At 57.7% G+C, this 18,227-nt stretch carries 19 protein-coding genes and 1 pseudogene; 9 read left to right on the top strand and 11 right to left on the bottom strand.

Annotation, left to right across the window (positions count from 1 at the left end):
• Positions 1–20 precede the first annotated feature (20 nt).
• The 3 genes from ACZ1HM_RS06345 to ACZ1HM_RS06335 form a co-directional block, all read right to left on the bottom strand.
• Positions 21–884: an alpha/beta hydrolase family protein gene (locus tag ACZ1HM_RS06345; RefSeq protein WP_472742025.1), complete on the bottom strand. Its 864-nt coding sequence runs from the start codon at positions 882–884 to the stop codon at positions 21–23.
• On the bottom strand, positions 871–1,344 hold the full coding sequence (locus ACZ1HM_RS06340) for a MarR family winged helix-turn-helix transcriptional regulator (RefSeq protein ID WP_472742024.1): 474 nt from the start codon (positions 1,342–1,344) through the stop codon (positions 871–873). Before ACZ1HM_RS06340 ends, ACZ1HM_RS06345 begins: the two co-directional genes overlap by 14 nt.
• 148 nt (positions 1,345–1,492) lie before the next feature.
• Positions 1,493–1,972 (bottom strand): phasin family protein, encoded by a 480-nt coding sequence (locus tag ACZ1HM_RS06335; RefSeq protein WP_472742023.1) that lies wholly within the window; start codon positions 1,970–1,972, stop codon positions 1,493–1,495.
• A 332-nt stretch (positions 1,973–2,304) separates the two neighbouring features.
• On the opposite strand from ACZ1HM_RS06335, the gene ACZ1HM_RS06330 reads away from it, so the two are divergent.
• Positions 2,305–3,570, top strand: coding sequence for a DUF445 domain-containing protein (locus ACZ1HM_RS06330; protein ID WP_472742022.1), 1,266 nt, complete (start codon positions 2,305–2,307; stop codon positions 3,568–3,570).
• A 51-nt stretch (positions 3,571–3,621) separates the two neighbouring features.
• A complete protein-coding gene (locus ACZ1HM_RS06325) occupies positions 3,622–4,050 on the top strand; it encodes a phasin family protein (protein ID WP_472742021.1) in 429 nt (142 codons plus the stop codon).
• Between the two features lie 383 nt (positions 4,051–4,433).
• On the opposite strand, the gene ACZ1HM_RS06320 is transcribed toward ACZ1HM_RS06325, so the two are convergent.
• Both ACZ1HM_RS06320 and ACZ1HM_RS06315 read right to left on the bottom strand, forming a co-directional pair.
• A complete protein-coding gene (locus ACZ1HM_RS06320; protein ID WP_472742020.1) occupies positions 4,434–5,207 on the bottom strand; it encodes an esterase/lipase family protein in 774 nt (257 codons plus the stop codon).
• Between the two features lie 139 nt (positions 5,208–5,346).
• Positions 5,347–6,756 carry a WS/DGAT/MGAT family O-acyltransferase gene (locus ACZ1HM_RS06315; RefSeq protein WP_472742019.1) on the bottom strand — a complete coding sequence of 470 codons (1,410 nt, stop codon included), beginning with the start codon at positions 6,754–6,756 and terminating at the stop codon, positions 5,347–5,349.
• 175 nt (positions 6,757–6,931) lie between these two features.
• Here ACZ1HM_RS06315 and ACZ1HM_RS06310 point away from each other — a divergent pair, with 175 nt between their 5' ends.
• From ACZ1HM_RS06310 to argE, 5 genes and pseudogenes are all read left to right on the top strand, one after another.
• Positions 6,932–7,402 carry a MaoC family dehydratase gene (locus tag ACZ1HM_RS06310; protein ID WP_472742018.1) on the top strand — a complete coding sequence of 157 codons (471 nt, stop codon included), beginning with the start codon at positions 6,932–6,934 and terminating at the stop codon, positions 7,400–7,402.
• A gap of 21 nt (positions 7,403–7,423) precedes the next feature.
• On the top strand, positions 7,424–9,130 hold the full coding sequence (locus tag ACZ1HM_RS06305; RefSeq protein WP_472742017.1) for an alpha/beta fold hydrolase: 1,707 nt from the start codon (positions 7,424–7,426) through the stop codon (positions 9,128–9,130).
• Between the two features lie 62 nt (positions 9,131–9,192).
• Entirely contained in the window at positions 9,193–10,035 is an 843-nt protein-coding gene (gene phaZ / locus ACZ1HM_RS06300; protein WP_472742016.1) for a poly(3-hydroxyalkanoate) depolymerase, read from the top strand.
• Positions 10,036–10,113: 78 nt separating this feature from the next.
• Positions 10,114–11,297, top strand: a pseudogene (locus ACZ1HM_RS06295) (M24 family metallopeptidase).
• A gap of 6 nt (positions 11,298–11,303) precedes the next feature.
• Positions 11,304–12,467, top strand: a complete 1,164-nt coding sequence (gene argE, locus ACZ1HM_RS06290) for an acetylornithine deacetylase (RefSeq protein ID WP_472742015.1) — start codon at positions 11,304–11,306, stop codon at positions 12,465–12,467.
• Between the two features lie 32 nt (positions 12,468–12,499).
• Here argE and ACZ1HM_RS06285 read toward each other — a convergent pair whose 3' ends face one another.
• From ACZ1HM_RS06285 to ACZ1HM_RS06275, 3 genes are read right to left on the bottom strand one after another with little or no spacing between them, the layout of a single operon-like run.
• Positions 12,500–13,177 (bottom strand): GntR family transcriptional regulator, encoded by a 678-nt coding sequence (locus tag ACZ1HM_RS06285; RefSeq protein WP_472742014.1) that lies wholly within the window; start codon positions 13,175–13,177, stop codon positions 12,500–12,502.
• The gene (locus ACZ1HM_RS06280) at positions 13,174–14,196 is read right to left on the bottom strand and encodes a Gfo/Idh/MocA family protein (protein WP_472742013.1); all 1,023 of its coding nucleotides are present in this window, start codon (positions 14,194–14,196) and stop codon (positions 13,174–13,176) included. The genes ACZ1HM_RS06285 and ACZ1HM_RS06280 overlap by 4 nt, the downstream gene beginning before the upstream one ends.
• On the bottom strand, positions 14,196–15,284 hold the full coding sequence (locus tag ACZ1HM_RS06275) for an isocitrate/isopropylmalate dehydrogenase family protein (RefSeq protein WP_472742012.1): 1,089 nt from the start codon (positions 15,282–15,284) through the stop codon (positions 14,196–14,198). The genes ACZ1HM_RS06280 and ACZ1HM_RS06275 overlap by 1 nt, the downstream gene beginning before the upstream one ends.
• Before the next feature lie 140 nt (positions 15,285–15,424).
• On the opposite strand from ACZ1HM_RS06275, the gene ACZ1HM_RS06270 reads away from it, so the two are divergent.
• Positions 15,425–15,706: a putative quinol monooxygenase gene (locus ACZ1HM_RS06270; protein ID WP_472742011.1), complete on the top strand. Its 282-nt coding sequence runs from the start codon at positions 15,425–15,427 to the stop codon at positions 15,704–15,706.
• A complete protein-coding gene (locus ACZ1HM_RS06265) occupies positions 15,703–16,500 on the top strand; it encodes an N-acyl homoserine lactonase family protein (RefSeq protein ID WP_472742010.1) in 798 nt (265 codons plus the stop codon). The genes ACZ1HM_RS06270 and ACZ1HM_RS06265 overlap by 4 nt, the downstream gene beginning before the upstream one ends.
• Here the strand turns inward: ACZ1HM_RS06265 and ureG are convergent.
• Genes ureG through ACZ1HM_RS06250 form a run of 3 tightly spaced genes read right to left on the bottom strand, consistent with a single transcriptional unit; the run spans position 16,497 to position 18,227 of the window.
• The gene (ureG, locus tag ACZ1HM_RS06260) at positions 16,497–17,120 is read right to left on the bottom strand and encodes an urease accessory protein UreG (RefSeq protein ID WP_472742009.1); all 624 of its coding nucleotides are present in this window, start codon (positions 17,118–17,120) and stop codon (positions 16,497–16,499) included. The genes ACZ1HM_RS06265 and ureG overlap by 4 nt on opposite strands.
• On the bottom strand, positions 17,117–17,764 hold the full coding sequence (locus ACZ1HM_RS06255; protein ID WP_472742008.1) for an urease accessory protein UreF: 648 nt from the start codon (positions 17,762–17,764) through the stop codon (positions 17,117–17,119). Before ACZ1HM_RS06255 ends, ureG begins: the two co-directional genes overlap by 4 nt.
• The gene (locus ACZ1HM_RS06250) at positions 17,754–18,227 is read right to left on the bottom strand and encodes an urease accessory protein UreE (RefSeq protein WP_472742007.1); all 474 of its coding nucleotides are present in this window, start codon (positions 18,225–18,227) and stop codon (positions 17,754–17,756) included. Before ACZ1HM_RS06250 ends, ACZ1HM_RS06255 begins: the two co-directional genes overlap by 11 nt.

Here is an 18,227-nt window from a genome sequence, read left to right as displayed (position 1 = left end):
CGATCATTGATCTGCAGCCTTTAGCCCAAGGCCCATTCCCAGATTTCATCCCAAAGCGTTTCGCGCCCTTTCCGAAACGCACCCTCATGCCCAATCCGCCGGACACCAAGGTCGGCTGGGCTGCGGGTGACGCGTTTGGTCGGCGCGTTGGGATAGAAACTCAGCAGATCGTCTGCCGCACGTGGGGTGGCGATGGGATCATCGGGAAACACCCAGGCGCGGATAGGCGCGGTCACTTGCGCATAATGCTGCGGCTCTAAGCGATCCCCGAAATCGATGCTGAGATAAGGACGGCGCATGCTCCACCGCCGCCAAGTACGGAACAATCGCGGCGGCAGCGCTTCGCCTTGCCAGCCGATCCCAGGTGTGACGGCACCGTTTCGCCAGATCAACATAGGCCCCAAGATCCACCAAAAGAACATTGCAACGGGGCGGTAGCTTAGGTGATGCCCACCAAAGAAACCCGTACCAACCGAGATAAATGCGTGCTTTGTCAGAACGTCCTGGTTTGGCATCAGCCCCAGAAAATGCCCGCCGACACTGTGTGCGATATGAACCACCGGCAGCCCCTGTGCGTGCTGGTTCAGCGCTGAGACTGCCGCAGGCATGTCGTACCGCCCCCAATCGGTGTATTCGATCTGCGCAAAGCGGCCTGCATCATTGTTAGAGCCCCCCATCCCCCGATAGTCGTAGGTCAACACAACCGCCCCTTTGGCAGCAAGGTGGCGGGCAGCGTGGTGATAGAATGTGCGGGGGAACCCTGTGCCTGCAGAGATCATGAAGGCCACTTTGGGCTCTGCACCGCGATAGAGACTACCCTCAAGCGTCCAGCCATCTTCGGTCTGGAATGTCAGCGGGGTGATCGCAGGCTCAAGGTCTGTCATCTGGTTCTTTCTGATCATCGGGCGGGCCGCAGATAATCTGATTGGCGTTTTGGGATATATGGGTCAGGAACCGATCAATGACCTCCTGCTCTGCCGCATCAAAGGGTGCGAGCAAGGCGGCGTTGAACGCGTTGACCGCTGCGCTGCCGGACTGGAGCAGCGCCTGCCCCTGGGGTTCAAGAAATACATGGGTCACGCGACCATCTTCGGCCGATGCTGCCCGGCGCACCAACGCACGGTCGCACATCCGGTCAATCAGTCCCGTCAGGCTGGATTTGCCCATCGCCAGCGTCTTGGCAATCTCTGAGATCGGGGCGCCGTCTTGCCGCTTGAGGACAAACAAGACCGCCAGCTGGGTCGTGGACAAGCCAACGTCAGACTGGGTGCGTTGGTCAGCTGCCCGAAAGAGCGCGCTGTGGGCGATTTGTATCTGATGAAAGACGCGTAGAGAGTTGGACATAATTTGTTCGCATGTGGACTAAATAGTTCATGCCCGAACCATTGCGACCGCGCAATCATGACGTTGCGGGATCTGCCCCCTCAAAACGCGAGAAAGCCCGCGGGGAGGACGCGGGCTTTCAATTTGTGATCCTGAGATCGGTAAAAGCTTAGGCAGCTTTGTTACCGCCAGCAGGCCACATTTTCGCGTAACCTTCACGCAGGGAGGATGCGTTTTCGGAGGCTACTTCGCGAACATAATCATATGCGGAGCGTGCGTGCTCCATGTTCTGTGCGGTGTGCTCACGCACGAAGTCGGACTGCACTTTCATCGCGTCGGACACGGACTTCGCTTCGGCCATCTTTTCGACGGCGGCCAATGTGTGGTTCACGTTTGCGAAAGCTGCTTCTGCGATGCCACCCAGGATGCTGGTGTAGCCAGATGCGGCGCGCTTGAGTGTATCTTCGAGCTGAGCGTTATATGTCTTGGAGCTTTCGTAGATGCCCTCTACGCGCTCTTGTGCGCTGTCTGTGGTGCGCTTGACGAACTCACGTGCGCCTTCGGTGACTTTGTTTGTCACTTCGGTCACGTTCTCTGTGACGTCTTTGGTTGCTTTTTCAGCGGTCTTTGCTGTTGTCTTCGTTGCCATTGTCTCATCCATTCTTTTCTAAGCCATGTCTGGGGCCCGGTTGCTGTTCAACCCGGGATGACACCTATTTGGGGTTTCCAATGCTGCATTGCAACATTTTTCGAAACTGACGTGGCGTCGGATTACGTCAACTTATTCATAATCATTATTTTTCAGTACATTAGTATAACCTCACAAATGTACCGATTGGTGTGCCTGACCCTTTTTCACCCGAAACACCAACTGGAATCCCCCCAATTATCGGCCCTACGATGCTCTCATTGCCGCATCGCAGCATTGCACTTTTCCCGGTGCGCACCCTATGTAGGCGTGTAACAAGACGCGGCGGGCTTATGAGAAACCTAGAAGGACCCGAGGTAGAGCGCCTGGCCGCTTTGCAACGTATCAAGATGCTGGCAACCCTGGTTTTGCTGGGCTGCTTTTTGCTGCTGATCCTGACCAAAATCATGGAAATTCACTATCCCGCCCTGGGGATCGTGGCCGCCTTTGCTGAGGCCGCAACCATTGGCGGCATTGCGGATTGGTATGCGGTTGTGGCGATTTTCAAACGCCCGCTGAACCTGCCCTTTCCGCATACGGCAATCATTCCGGCCAACCAACACCGCATCGCCGACAATCTGGGCCGCTTTATTGAGAACAACTTTCTGGCACCAGAACCTGTCACCCTCAAACTGCGTGAGATCGACTTTGCAGGTGAGATGTCCGTTTGGCTGTCCTCTCCAAGCCGTGCGGACTCTTTGGCACGGTTTATCGTGCGCTTGCTGCCGCAACTGTTGGACAGTGTCGATCAAAAGGGCATCGTGCGCTTTGCCTCCGACCGCGTGGCAGGCCAGCTGGCCCAAACAGATATCGCGCCCCTGGTTGGTGAGGTGATGACGTCCTTCACCAAAGAAGGGCGTCACCAAAAGCTCTTGGATGAAGTCATCGGCGCGATGCACCGCTTTCTCAACAATGACGACACGTTGGATGTGATCCGCCGCAAAGTGCAGCGCGAATTGCCGTTGCTCTTTAACATCCTGCAAGGGGACCGCCTGGTTTTGAACCGGCTCGTGGTGGCGGCAACGGATCTGTTGGATGAGATCAAAGCAGACAAGGACCATCCGCTGCGCGAAGAGTTTGAGGTTTTCCTAAAAGAATACATCCGCCGCACCAAACGGACCAAAGCATTTGCCAATCGGGTTGAGACGCTGAAACAGCAACTGCTGGCGCGCAAAGAGCTTGCCCAAGCAGCTGAGAGCCTGTGGGACAACTTGCGTATTTACGTGCTGGAGGATGCGGCCAAGGAGGATTCCATCTTGGTGGCCCGGCTGACGGACCTCTTTGTGGACATCGGCACAAAGCTGGACGGTGCCCAAGATATGCGCCGCGACATCAACGCAGGCATGGTCACAGTGCTGAGCAATCTCGTGGCCCAGCAACGCGGCAACATTTCCCTGTATGTCGCCGATCAGGTGAAAGCCTGGGACATCCAGCAGCTTCTGACGCTCATTGAGATCAATGTAGGGCGTGACCTGCAGTATATCCGGTTTAACGGCATGATCATTGGCGGCTGCGTTGGTGTGGTTCTCTACCTGATTGAATCTCTTTTGTTGCCGTAAGGCAGCCCGGTTCCTAAACTAACTCCCATCCTAACAGCCCCGGAGGCAGACATGGCAGACAGCAAAGACAACAACCCCTTCATGGACATGTTCCAGAACTTTGGTTCCAACCTGAATATTCCCAGCCCGGACTTGAGCCAATTGATGGATGGGCACCGAAAGAACCTCGAAGCGCTACAAGCGGCGGCACAAGTGGGATCTCAGGCGTCACAAGACCTGATGGCCAAACAGCGCGCCGCCCTTGAGACGGCTTTGGCGGACATCAGTGACGCTGTGCAAGAAGCGCAAGGCGGCATAAGCGATCCACAGGCGATGATGACCAGCCAGATGGAGATGGCGAAGCGGTCGTTTGATGCCACGGTCAAGAACGCCACCGAGATGTCTCAGGTGGTGCAACAGGGCAGCGCGGACGCCTTTGGCATCCTCAAAGACCGTGTGATGGAAAGCATTGCCGAGGCCACGGATAACAAGAAGTCCTAAGGCGGAAAGTCACGCACCTAAGGTGCACAACCAGGTGAGAGGTCTGACAGCTCGCCGGGTTGTGTAGTGCTTTTTGCGTTAAGGCAAAAAGCAGGTCGCTTTGATGCTGCCGCGCGCGCCCCAGGGTCCGAGGTGCGTTCGGCTAGGGTTGCTGTTGAGTTATAGAGGAAAGATGAAGCGGGACGGTGTCGCTTCATCTTTCCAATGTAACTTTTCCGCAGAGGCCCCAAGCGGCGCCGTGGGCGTTCAATCACATAGCGTTGTGCCATCTGCACAGGATCGCTTTTTTGAACCGGTGCCACATGTGTCATCCGGCCATCTTACACCATCGATGTGGGGGCACCTGAGCAGCACCCATGCTTAGGGCACAGATGCCTATGGCGTTATTCAGCGTAGGACGGTTTTGGAAATACCACAGATTTCGCGCCTGAGCGGTCGAATTTCTTCCACGCCCCATCGGGCTGGGACAGCCGGTCAGCGATGGCATAGACAACCGCCGGATGATGGCCGAGGCCACAGTGGCTTGCTTTGACTTCGATATTCTCTGTGGTGTCGGTATCTTGCTCAATGCAGTTCTGCCAGGCGCAGATCCCGTCGGTCTTGGAATAGATCGCGGTTGTGGGCACTGAAGGTGCTTTGGCAATCGCACCGCCCATGTGTTTTTCGCCGTCATCCACGCTTTGACCGCTCGCCATTTGATAGACGCGCCAGGCATTGGTCGCACGCGGGTCGCCTCTGAAAGGGCTGCCAAGGGTGATCACCTGGCGCACTTTCTTGGGCATGATCTTGGCCATCTGACGGGCATAGATGCCGCCAAGGCTCCAGCCAACCAGGCTGACCTTTTGACCGTATTTATCGTGCAGCTCATCCAGCCGGGAGAGCAGCCCCGTTTCGATCCCGGGGCGTGGCCCAAAGTTCAGACCCAATTCCCAGCCGTAGGCGTTGTAGCCCTTGCTGCGCAGAAACCGGCGCAGGGCCACGGTTGAACTGTCGCTGGTGGTCAGACCCGGCAGCACCAGCACCGGCTGCCCTTCTCCACGCGGCGCGAGCGCTGTCAGCGTCGGCAAGGATGCGGCAAAGCCAAACATTTCGGGGATGGCGCGCCCTTCCAAGAGCAAAAGCAGTCGGTTTGGTGGGCGTAGGGAGGTGGCTGTCATGGTCAAGGCTCCTCAAAAGCGCAATAATCTTGCGCTACTAGGGGATAGGATAGCCTAATATTTCACCTGTCAACCTTTGCGTTGCGTCACCCTGACGCAGTTCAGCGGCAGATCTCTTGACAACGTTGCAGACGCTTGATCACGCCGCCGCCTTTTCAACTGCCTCTTTTAGTTCTTCAAAGCTGTCGATGAAGAGCCCCGCCAATTCATCGACATCCGGCACCGCCTTGTAATCGCAGGTCAGGCCGAAATCGAGGTGATCCATGTAGCTTTGTACCGTCACGTTCAGCCCCACGCCGTGGGTCGCAATGGAGACGGGGTAAAGTGCCGTCACCTTGGCCCCGGCGCAATAAAGTGGAAACGGCGGGCCTGCGTTGTTGGAGATGCACATGTTCACCACTTGCGGGATCACATCGGCAAGTTTTGAATTGCCGTAAAGCTGCATCAATCCGGGTAGCAGGGTTGGCGCGCCGATGATGGTGAAATCCGAAGGGGCCGCATCTTTCACGCCGCCTGCCATTGTCTTGGAGGCACCGGATTCCTGCATGATCTTTTTCAACCGTTTGAGCGGATCGCCATAGTTGGTGGCCAGGGGCACGTTCATGCCGAACACCTGGTTGTTGATGTCCGTATTGCCGACCTCGCGCATGGAGATCGGGACAAAGGCGATCAAAGCAGCATCTGGCAATTGCTGCTTTTTCGTCAGGTACTTTCGAACAGCCCCCGCTGTGATGGCCATCACTACATCATTGAGCTTGGCCCCCGTCGCCTTGCCGATGGCCTTTGCCTCTATCAGCGAAAGCGAGCGTGCCGCGTAGCTGCGTTTGGCCTCAACCGTGACATTGAAAGGGGTGCGGGGGGCAAAAATCTGCGGGATACCGACCTTGCCTGCCAGCACGGGCGCGATCATGTCGGTGACCTGTCCCAACATCTTTGGGATCGTCTCAAGCGCGTTTAATTGCTGCCGGACGAGGTTCTGCGCGATGTCGTTCATCGTCAAAATAGCGCGTTCAGGACGGGTGGGGATGCGCACATCTTCCTTAGGCTCAGGCGGCGGCACCTCACGTGGCGTTTCACCAAGATCATAAAGCGCCTGCGTGATCACCATGCCAGCGCCGCCATCAACCGCGGCGTGATGTACTTTGGAATAAAGCGCGGCCTGGCGGTTCTCTAGCCCTTCGATGATGGTGAACTGCCACAGCGGGCGCGTCCTGTCCAAACGCTCTGCGTGCAGCTCAGCCACCATGTCTTCGAGCTGTTTGCGCGTGCCGGGCTTGGGCAATTTGGCTGCGCGGATGTGATAATCAAAATCCAACGCGCCCGCATCCACCCAACCGGGGTGGTCCAACTGAAAAGCGGCTTTGGCCAGTTTCATCCCGAAGATGGGAATGAGGTGGACGCGTCCTTTGAAGAATTCCGTGAAGTGTTTGTGGAACGACCCGCGAAAGCCTTTCGGCAAATCGTAGATCGTCAGCCCAGCCACATGCATCGGCGTCTGCTCTGTCTCCATGTAAAGGAAGGTCGCGTCAATTCCGCTTAGCTGCTTCATGCATTGGCCTTTCAAAAGGGGGCGTTACGTAACGTGGCACTTGATCAGTTAGGCAAGTCCGGTAGGCTTGGTCAAGCTCAGCTGCCATGGGTCGCGGCGTCAGTTTGCTTAGATCAGGTCTTGTTTGGACCGGTCCAGACGCACAGGTATGGCCAAGCACCAAAGGGGGGATGCTATGACGGAACTGACTTTCGCGGACATGCAAAACAAGATCGACAGCCATCTGGGCACGTCCTCCTGGCATGAGATTACCCAAGACATCGTGAATGAGTTTGCCCATTGCACCGGCGACAATCAGTGGATCCATGTAGATGTTGAGCGTGCCAAAAAAGAAAGCCCCTTTGGCGGGCCGGTTGCCCATGGGTATCTGACGCTGTCGTTGCTCAGCGTAATGGCGATGGAAATTGGCGTGCTGCCCAAAGGCACCGCGGCGGCGTTGAACTATGGCTTGGACAAGGTGCGTTTTCTGGCCCCTGTCCCGGTGGGCGCCAAGGTGCGACTGCACTCCAAACTTGTGGCTTTTGACCGCAAGGACAACGGCCAATATTTGATGAAAACTGAAAACACGATGGAAATTGAGGGCAAGGACCGCCCCGTGCTGTTGGCGGAAAGCCTGGCCATGCTGGTTCCCGGCCCTGACGCGTAACGTGACCCCAGGAGGTGACATATGAGCGATCCCAAAAAGCTGTCAAAGAACGCCAAAGAAATTGGTGAGAATGCCGCTGAGAACACGCTGGCGCTTAACCCACTTGTTGGCCTGCGTGCAGAAGACATGATGAACGCGGGCACCACCATGATGCGCGCCATGGCAGCGCAACCTCAAGCGATGATGGAACAATGGATGTCTTTTGCAAAAGACACCCAAGACATCCTGATGCAAAGCTCTCAGATTGCGCCTGATCCAAAGGACCGCCGCTTTGCCGATACGGGTTGGGCGAACAATCCCTTCTCAAAGGGGATGATGCAGGCCTACCTTTCCTGGGCTGAGAAGATCACGACAACGGTTGAGCAACTTGACCTGCCAGACAAAGACGCCGCGCGCGCAAGGCTGGTGTCCTCCATCATGGTGGATGCAATGGCACCGTCTAACAACTTCTTTATCAACCCCACGGCCATGAAGACGTTCTTTGAAACCGGCGGCAAAAGCGCGGTGAATGGCATCCAGAACCTTGTCAAAGACATGGTAGAGAACGATGGTTTGCCGTCTTCTGTGGACATGTCAAAATTTGAGGTTGGCAAGAACCTCGCTGTGACACCCGGCGATGTGGTTTTTCGCAATGACGTGATTGAGCTGGTGACGTACCGGCCGACAACGGACAAGGTTTACCGCCGCCCCCTGCTGGTGGTGCCCCCTCAGATCAACAAATACTACTCAATTGATATGAGCCCCGGCAAAAGCATGATTGAGTTCCTGCTGGCCAATGGCATCCAGCCCTATTGTGTCAGCTGGCGCAATCCCACGGCAGAGCACCGCGACTGGGGGATGGACACCTACATTGAGGCGCTGGATGAAGCTTGCGATGCCGCTCTTGAAATATCAGGCAGCGACAGTGTGAACATCATGGGATCGTGTTCTGGTGGGATCACGCTGTCTACCTATGCCGGTTGGCTGGCCCACAATGGCAAGTCCGACAAGATCAACCAGGTGATCCTGGCTGTTTGCGTGCTGGATACGATGTCGTCGTCAGATACGGACACCGCCGCGCTTGTTACGCCCCAAACGGTCGCTGCTGCGAAACTGGCCAGCCAATCGCGTGGCGTGCTGGATGGGCAGGACATGGCAAAGATGTTTGCCTGGATGCGGCCCAACGATCTGATCTGGAACTATTGGGTTAACAACTATCTGCTGGGCAATGCGCCGCCAGCCTTTGATGTGCTTTACTGGAACGCAGATACCACGCGTCTTCCCGCAGGCCTGCACGGTGATTTTCTGGATATGATCTTTACCAACCCCTTCCTTGAAGATGGTCCTTCAAAGATTGGCGAGGTTGAGATTGATATGACCAAGGTCAATCATCCCACCTATGTGATCGCAGGAACGACAGATCACATCACACCGTGGAACGCAGTCTATGCCACCGCACAGCTTTACGGCAAGGATGCCACTTTCATTCTGTCGAATTCCGGTCATTTGCAAAGCTTGCTCAACCCGCCCGGCAATCCAAAGTCCTGGTATATGAAGGGCACAGCCAAGGCTAAAAACCCAGAAGCTTGGGCCGATACGGCGACCAAGAAGGAAGGCAGTTGGTGGTTGGACTGGGCGGAATTGCTGAAAGACACCTCTGGCAAGGAAATCAAGGCACCCAAGACACCAGGCACCAAGAAACATCCCTCACTTGGGCCGGCACCCGGCACCTATGTTTTTGACGACTAAGCGCGCACACCCGCTGCGCTTGGCGGCCCAATGACACAAGATCAAAGAACAGGAACCCGGCCATGAGCACCGAAATCAAAGAACGGCCTGAACTCAAGGCCCCCAAAGGCATAAAGGTTGAGATGATCGACGTGCGGGGCCAACAGCTGCGCGTGGCGACCAAACCGGGCAAGCCGGGGCGCATCCCTTTGCTGATGTTCAATGGCATCGGGGCCAATCTGGAACTGGGTTTTCCGTTTCTGGAGGCACTGAAAGACACGCCTACCATCCTGTTTGACGTGCCAGGTGTCGGTGGCTCTCCCATGCCTGCCCTGCCCTACCGGCCAGCGAGCCTGGCGCGGATGACGAAAAACCTGCTTGAGGTTTTGGGCCACGAACAGGTGGATGTCTCAGGCGTGTCTTGGGGCGGCGGCGTGGCGCAGCAATTTGCCTTCCAATACCCCCGTTTGTGCCGAAAGTTGGTTTTGGTCGCCACCTCCTCTGGCTGGACGATGGTGCCGGGCAAACCAAACGTCTTGTCCAAGATGGCCAGCATCAAGCGCTATACGGACAAAGGCTATATGCAGTCGATCGCAGCTGAGATTTACGGGGGCGACTTTCGGTCCGATGAGACGCTGATCGGTGCCCATGCGGCGGGCATGCGTCCATCATCGAATGCAGGCTACATGCTGCAGCTTTTGGCGATGACAGGCTGGACCAGCGTGCCGTTCTTGTGGCGGCTGCGGCAGCCAACGCTGATCTTGTCCGGCACAGATGATCCGCTGATCCCGGTTGCCAATGCACATGTGCTGGACAAACTGATCCCAAATTCCCGGCTGGAGCTGATCGACAACGGGCATTTGTTTGTGGTGACCCAACCCAAAAAAACTGCTCAGATGGTTGAGAGCTTTCTACAGGAAAGCTAGGCGGCCCTTGGCAATCGGTGCTGGCCTCCTTTGAAAAGCTGTCGCATCCTGACGCAAAGCGGATCAGGAAAGACTGCCATGCCAATTGAACACGCGCCCTTTAGCCAAGCCGAATATGACCGCCGCTTGGGCCTAACCCGTACCGCGATGGCGGCGGCGGGCATTGATCTTTTGTTTGTCACGGACCCGTCTAACCAAGCATGGCTGACAGGCTATGACGGGTGGTCCTTTTACGTGCACCAGGGTGTGATCGTCCCTGCAGAGGGCGCGCCAATTTGGTGGGGCCGCTATATGGACAGCATCGGCGCGGGGCGAACCTGCTGGATGGCTCTGGACCACATCCACGGCTATGGCGATCACTTCGTTCAATCAACCACGCATCATCCCATGGACGATCTTGCCCAGCACCTACGCGGGCTGGGGGCGGAAACGGCCCGGATCGGCGTTGAGATGGAGAATTACTATTACTCCGCCAAGGCCCATGCGGTGCTGACAGCCGCCCTGCCCAATGCCACCTTTGTGGACGCGACCGCCTTGGTGAATTGGCAAAGGATCGTGAAATCGGATGAAGAGCTTCGCTTTATCCGCAAAGCGGCACGCATCTCCGACAAGGTGGTTGAAACCGCCATCGCAAATGCTGCACCGGGCAAACGCAAGAACGACCTGGTTGCTGAAATCTATCATGCGGCCATCACGGGGGTTGGGGAGGACTGGGGGATTATCCTGCAATTGTCCCCCTCACCCCCTCAGGCTTGGATGCAACGGCCGCCCATCTGACGTGGAACGGATCCCCAATGCGAGAAGGCGAAGCCACGTTTTTCGAACTCTCTGGCTGCTACCGCCGCTATCATGCACCGCTCTGCCGCACGGTTTATCTTGGCACCCCACCGCCCGAAATGCGTGAGGCGGAACAGGCACAGCTGGAAGGGATTGAAGCAGGTCTTGAGGCGGCCCGCGCTGGCAACCGGACCTGCGACATCGCGAACGCCTTTATGGAGGTGCTCAAGAAACACGGCATCCACCGGGAAGGCCGCTGCGGGTATCCTGTGGGGCTAAGCTATCCGCCGGACTGGGGCGAGCGTACCGCATCGATCCGCAGCGAAGATACCACGGTGCTGAAACCCGGTATGACCTTCCATTTTATGCCTGCCCTTTGGATGGACACCTGGGGGTTGGAGACCACGGAAACCATCCTGATCACACCAGACGGACCGGCAGAGGCCTTGGGCAAAGTTGAGCGCAAGCTTTTCGTGAAGGATTAAGCGGTGATGCACCCTCAGCTTGCCCGGACAGAAGACATCCTTGCAGATCTCGTGGCCTTTCCCACGGTATCGGCCGATAGCAATCTCGCGCTCATTTCCTATGCGGCGGAGCTGCTGCAAGGCTGTGGTGCCGAGGTTCTGGTGCAAGAGGCACCTGATGCAGGCAAGGCCAACCTCTTTGCCACCTTCGGCCCGCAAACGGATGGCGGGATCGTGTTGTCGGGGCATACCGATGTCGTGCCGGTCACGGATCAGGATTGGCACAGCGATCCATTCCAGCTTTCCCAGAAAGATGACAAGCTTTTTGGGCGTGGCAGTTGTGACATGAAAGGCTTTATTGCTGCCACCCTGGCGGCGGCACCAGCACTTGCCGCCCAAGTCAGGGACAGGCCATTGCACGTGGCACTGACCTACGATGAAGAGATTGGCTGTTTCGGCGCGCAGCACTTGGCCAGCCTACTTTCAGATCACCCCGTCACCCCAGCCATCGCCCTGATCGGAGAGCCCACGGAGATGCGCGTGATCGAAGGGCACAAGGGGTGCTATGAGTATTCAACGCATTTTCACGGGCTGGAAGGCCACGGGTCCGCACCCGATCTTGGCGTGAACGCGGTTGAGGCGGCGGTGCGCTATGTTAGCGTTTTGTTGGATCTCAAAGAACGGCTGACGCAATGGGCACCGCAGGACAGCCGGTTTGAGCCGCCCTGGAGCACCATTAACGTCGGGGCCTTGCATGGGGGCAGCGCGCATAACGTCATTGCCGCACGCGCCCAAGTGGATTGGGAAATGCGCCCCGTCAGCAGCACGGATGCGGATTTTGTCAAAACCGCCCTGCGTGATTTTTGCGACACTGAATTGCTGCCGCAGATGCGGGCGGTCTATCCAGATGCCAGGATCGAGTTGGAGATCATCGGCGAAGTGGCGGGCCTCATCCCGACGCAGGAAAATGAGGCCCGGCAGATTGTCTCGGAGCTGACCGGTGCCAACGGGGCTGATGTGGTGGCCTTTGGAACGGAGGCCGGGATTTTTCAGGCCCTGGGCATGGATGTGGTCGTCTGCGGTCCGGGGTCCATCGCGCAGGCCCATAAGGCCAACGAATATGTAAGCCGGGACCAGTTGGCCCAATGTCTGCGGATGTTGGATGGTCTGGGGGCCAAATTGGCGCAATAGCCTTAGGCCGCCACGGGATCGGATATCCCGCCCTAAATCCGGCTGAGTTTATGCTTTTCCAACAGCTCCAGGATCATCTCTTTTGCACGCTGCCGGTGGGCCCTGTGAAGGGCTGAGGCTTGCTCGGCTGATCCTGCGCGGATGGCCTCCATCACGGCGCGGTGGTCGTGGTTCGACCGGTCAGGCCGGGGCCGCATGAACAGAGTGACAGACCGCGCCCGGCGCACCTGATCGTTCATAAGGTGAAAAATCGCCTCCACCCGTGAATTGCCGCCCAGCCGCACCAGCTCTTTATGAAAGCGGTCATCGGCATCGGCCCAATCCTCCAAGGCATCCCGCGCCAGCGCCATTTCCATCTCATCCAGTGAGGCGGCCAGCGGCACCAGCTCTTCATCTGACACACCGCGCGCGGCGGCTTGGGCTGCGGCAAGGCTTTCAAGCTCGGTCAGGACTTCGTAGATTTCGCGCATGTCATCGGGTGAGACGGGCAATATGCGCACCCCCTTGCGGGGACGCAGCGCGATCAACCCCTGCCCTTCCAGCATCAAAGCGGCCTCTCTGACCGGGGTGCGTGACATGCCAAGCTGATCGGCCAGTTCGCTTTCCAAATGATCCGATCCCGCTGGCAGCGCGCCAGAAAAGATCATCTCACGCAGGGCCGCAACGGCCCTCTGCGTGTTGGACAAGGGTTTCGTATCCGTCGGTTTCATAGCCCTTCCAATCGCAATTTCTGACCGGTTTCAGCAGACCGGTACACCGCCTCTTCGATGCGGATCACGCGCAAATAGTCCGCCGCTGCGTTTTCAAGCGGCCCGCCTTGCATCACATGCCGCACTACATGCGATTGCAGCGCATGCACACAATCCCCGCCAAAGCTCTGAACCTCTGGAGCGGGAAACAGGTTTGTCTCCTCCAACGCGCCAAAGGTCCGGTGCCACAGGCTGCCGTCTCCGCGCAGTGTGATTGTCCCATCAGTGCCTTCCACAAGCGCCTCGCCCATGGTGCACCGGTGGTTGGTTGCGGCGTGATCCAGATTGCGGTTCCCATCAAAAAGCGCGCGCACACCGCCTGGATGATCAAACAGAATAATGCCTGCGTCTTCGCCGGCGATCACCGGGTTCACTCGGCGCAGGTCGGCATAGACGGCCTTGGGGGCCCCCAGCAGATAGCGGAAGGTGTCGATCCAATGAACAGCCGTTTCATGCACCAGAAAACGCGGCATTTTCTGGAAATAGGGTTGGCGATCAAGATAGGCCTCTGGCCCTTGACCGTCACCGGGGCGCAGCCGAAAGGTGACCTGCTGCAGCGTGCCCAAGGTGCCATCGGCCAATGCGGTTTTCAGCGCGCGGTACCAAGGCTGAAACCGGAAATTCTCATGCACCACCAAGGTGACATCAGACTGAGCGGCCAGATCCGTCATCGCTTCGGCCTCTGTTCCGGTCGCGCAGAACGGCTTTTGGCAGATGATCGTTTTCACGCCAGCTTCAATGGCCATGCGGATCGCCGCCGCGTGGCCTGGTGGGGGCAGGATGATGTCCAACAGGTCAATGTCTTTGTCCGACAGCATTTGCGCCAGATCATCATAGGCGGGATGGCCTGTGGCCTCAGCCTTGGAGATGTCCTGATCACAGCACCCCACCACTGATACCTCGGGCATCCGGGTCCAACTGCCCAGGTGGAACTGGCTGAAATAACCCGCCCCAAGTGTGGCCACGCGCAGTTGTGTCATCACACTTCCAACGCCGCAGCCACCGCTTTGGCTGCGTCCTGGGTTGAGGCTGTGCCGCCCAAATCCCGCGTCAAGATATCCCCCCGGGCCACCACACTATCCACCGCTTCACGCAGGCGGCGGCCATCATCTGTCATGGCGGGGATATCATGTTTGATGCCAAGCCAATCCAGCATCATAGCCGCAGACAGGATCATCGCCATGGGGTTGGCCACACCCTGTCCCGCAATATCTGGGGCGGAGCCGTGACAGGGTTGGAACACCGCATGATCCAGCCCAATGTCCGCCGAAGGCGCCAGCCCCAGCCCCCCCATCAGCCCTGCACCCAGATCAGAGAGGATGTCGCCAAACATGTTTTCGGTGACCATCACGTCAAAGTCCCAGGGTTTTTGCACCATCCACAACGCAGTGGCATCGACGTAGGCGTGATCAGCGGTCAGCTCGGGGTGTTTTGCCGCCTCCGCGTCAAAGATTTCACGGAAAAAAGCAAAGGCGCGAAACACGTTGGCCTTATCCACGCAGGTCACGCGGCCCTTGCCGCGCCCTGCCGCCTTGCGGGCATGGGCCAGATCAAAGGCAAAGCGGAACAGCTTTTCTGAAATGTCACGTGTGATCAACATCGTTTCGCGGGCTTCATTTGCGCTGACCTCGCCCCGGCCTTGCGTGTGAAAAAGCCCCTCTGTGCTTTCGCGGATCAGCACAAAATCAATCTCGCGTCCGGGCGGCAAAGACAGCGGACTGGCCTGGCCCGGGCGCACCGTGACGGGGCGCACGCCCGCGAAAAGGGTCAGCGCCTTGCGCAGGTCAATCTGGGGCGAAATCTCTGTTCCGTCGGCATAGCGTACATCCGGCAGTCCCATCGCCGAGAGCAGGATCGCATCCGCTTTGCGCGCCAGCTGCATTGAGGCGTCAGGCAGCGCATCGCCGGTTTTGGCGTAATGCGCCGCCCCTGCAGGGGCATCCGCAAAGCTCAGCGTATAGCCATCTGAGGCAGCGCTTAACATCGTGAGAATGCCAATCGTCGGCGCGGTGATTTCAGGCCCGATGCCGTCTCCGGCAAAAACTGCGATTTCAAAGTTCTGTGACATTCCCACTATCTTTCCCGGACCGAGGCGAGGATGATTGTTGCATCAAACCCGCTTACTTGCGTTGACAATGGATTTATTAATGCATACGCAAATAGATGCAACAGCAAAATCGCGATCTTCCTGATCACAAAGGGACAGTTATGTACGCAGTCACCGTCACTTTCCGCATTGAGCCTACGAAGATGGAGGCGTTTTTGCCGCTGATGTTGAACAACGCGCGCATGTCGCGGGACAGCGAAGTGGGATGCCTTCAGTTTGACGTATGTCGAGAGGGCGATGAGATTTTCTTATATGAACTCTACACCGACCGCGCCGCCTTTGATCTGCATCTGGCCAGCGACCATTTCAAAAGCTTTGACGCAGCCGTCGGCGATATGATCGCCAGCAAGGAGGTCCGGCTTTTTGATGAGGTGATGCGATGACCGCTTGGCAAGTTCACGCTGTCAAATACGCGGACCGCAATGCCCGGACCCGTGCGGACAGCTTTATCTTCGACGATAATCACGATGCGCCCCATGCAATGGATTACTTCATGTGGCTGCTGCGCAAGGACGATCGCACGATCCTGGTGGACACCGGCTATGACACGGCTGAGGCTACGGCCCGCGGGCGTCCTATCAGGCTGGACCCTGGCGCGGCATTGGCTCCCTTTGGTCTGACGCCTGAGGACATTACTGAGGTCATTGTGACCCACCTACACTATGATCATGCGGGCGGTCTGGCGCTTTTCCCCAACGCGCATTTGCATTTGCAAGCTGCCGAAATGGCCTTTGCAACAGGCCCTTGCATGTGCCACGACGTCCTGCGCGCGCCCTTTACGGCGGGCCATATCTCAGAGGCCATCACGCGGCTTTATCGCGGCAAGCTTACGTATCATAACGGTGCGGCAGAGATCGCTGAGGGGCTGAGCGTGCATTGCATCGGCGGGCATTCGCGCGGGTTGCAAGCGGTGCGTGTGATGACACAGGCGGGGTGGATGGTGCTGGCCTCAGATGCGGCGCATTTTTATGAGAACTTCATGCAGCGCAAACCCTTTCCCATCGTCGTCGATCTACAAGACATGTTGGACGGCTTTGTCATGTTGGAGCGGCTGGCGTCCAAGCCCGAATTGATCGTACCGGGCCATGATCCTCTGGTCCGCCAATGCTATCCCACGGACCTCGCTGATCACATCACCCGGCTGGATGTCGGGCCACAAAAGGCGATTGTCTTTTAGGCTGGAACGGCCAAGCCACCAATATCGCTTAACAAATTGAGCACTTGATCGACACCTTTGCCTGCTTTCAAGCTGCAGAACACGAAAGGCCGTTCACCCCGCATTTTGGCCGCATCCCGCTGCATCACGTCAAGCGATGCGCCCACATGGGGCGCAAGATCGGTTTTGTTAATCACCAAGATATCGGATTTGGTTATGGCCGGGCCGCCCTTGCGCGGGATCTCTTCGCCGGCGGCCACGTCGATGACGTAGATCGTGACATCAGCCAATTCGGGGCTGAAGGTGGCTGACAGATTGTCGCCACCGCTTTCAATCAGCACAATCTCAACGTCGCTGTGCCGCTCTTGCATCTGTGCGACAGCCGCCAGGTTGATGGAGGCGTCTTCACGGATCGCGGTATGCGGACAGCCGCCGGTTTCAACCCCGATAATCCGGTCCTGAGGCAGGATCTGCATCCGCATCAGCGCTTCGGCGTCTTCCTGAGTATAGATATCATTGGTGATCACCCCGATGGAGCGTTCAGGGTGCAATGCCTTGGCCAAATTCGCCGTCAGCGTCGTTTTTCCGGCCCCCACCGGGCCACCGATGCCAACACGCAAAGGTCCATTGAGTTGGGTCATGAGCGGAAGATCCTTGAGTTCAGCGTTTCATGTTGCATCGCCGCGATGTCAGACAGAAATGCGGCGCTGTGCAGGTCATCGACCGTGCAACCGGCACAGTCTGCGACAACGGATTCAATCAGCGGTGTGAGCGCGGCCAAGACGGCCTGGCCTTCGGTTTGGCCCAAGGGCACTGCCCGCACCGCCGCAGAGACGAGGTTGGACAGAAAGGCCTGCAGATACAGGGAGGCTGCCAGTGACGGTGCAATGTCCAACCGCTGTGCGGCGGCCCCGACGGCTACGGGATAGGTTAGGCCTGTCAGCTCAGCTGCCCAAACGTCAGAGACGGTCTTGCAAAATGCCTCCCCCTGCAGGGTGGTTTCCATCAACCGCTCAGCCGAGGCGCAGAACGCCCGAGCGATGGCATCCACCTCAGCGCGCGCCTGTGGCGTTTGTGCCAGGTAAGCCGCGCCCAGCAAGATGCAATCGCTGCGCCCCGAGCCATGCACCAGCACGTCTTCCAGCCAAGCTTGCAAGTCCTGTGAGGTCTTAAGCTGGCCTTGCTGGATCACCGTCTCAAGCCCGTGGGAATAGGCAAAGGCCCCAACAGGAAAGGCCGGTGACAACCATTGCGCCAGCGTCAGAACCCCAGTGTTAGTGGGCATGCGCCGTCGCCACGTGTTCATGACTGTGCGTGCGCCCATGACCATAGGCACCGCCTTCGGGTGTGAAAGGGGCTGTGACCTGTTCCACGACGGCACCTAGATGCTCAAGCATGTGTTTGATCACGGGATCATTTTGGATCAACAAATGATCGCCTTCGATCTGGCAGGGCGTGTGGCGGTTGCCGATGTGCCAAGCCAGGCGGGTCAGCTCATCGCCGGTGATCCGCAACAGGTCTTCGGGGGCTGCCGTGATTTCAACAAGGCTGCCATCGCTTAGTACAAGTGCGTCGCCATGATCCAGCGACGTTGTCTGCGCCAGGTCCACAAGGAACGCAGTGCCATCGGTTGCGGTCAGCTTTTTGCGGCGCAAGAAACGGTCTGTGTAATCCAGCGCGCAAACCCGCGTGCTGCCTGACCATTCGCCTGAACGGTGCAGGGTTTGGGCTGTGAGTTGTTCAGTCAT

Source organism: Sulfitobacter sp. GN1-4, from assembly GCF_055693825.1.
The sequence above is the reverse complement of the archived record's forward strand: the minus strand, read 5'-3'. Positions and strand labels throughout refer to the sequence as shown.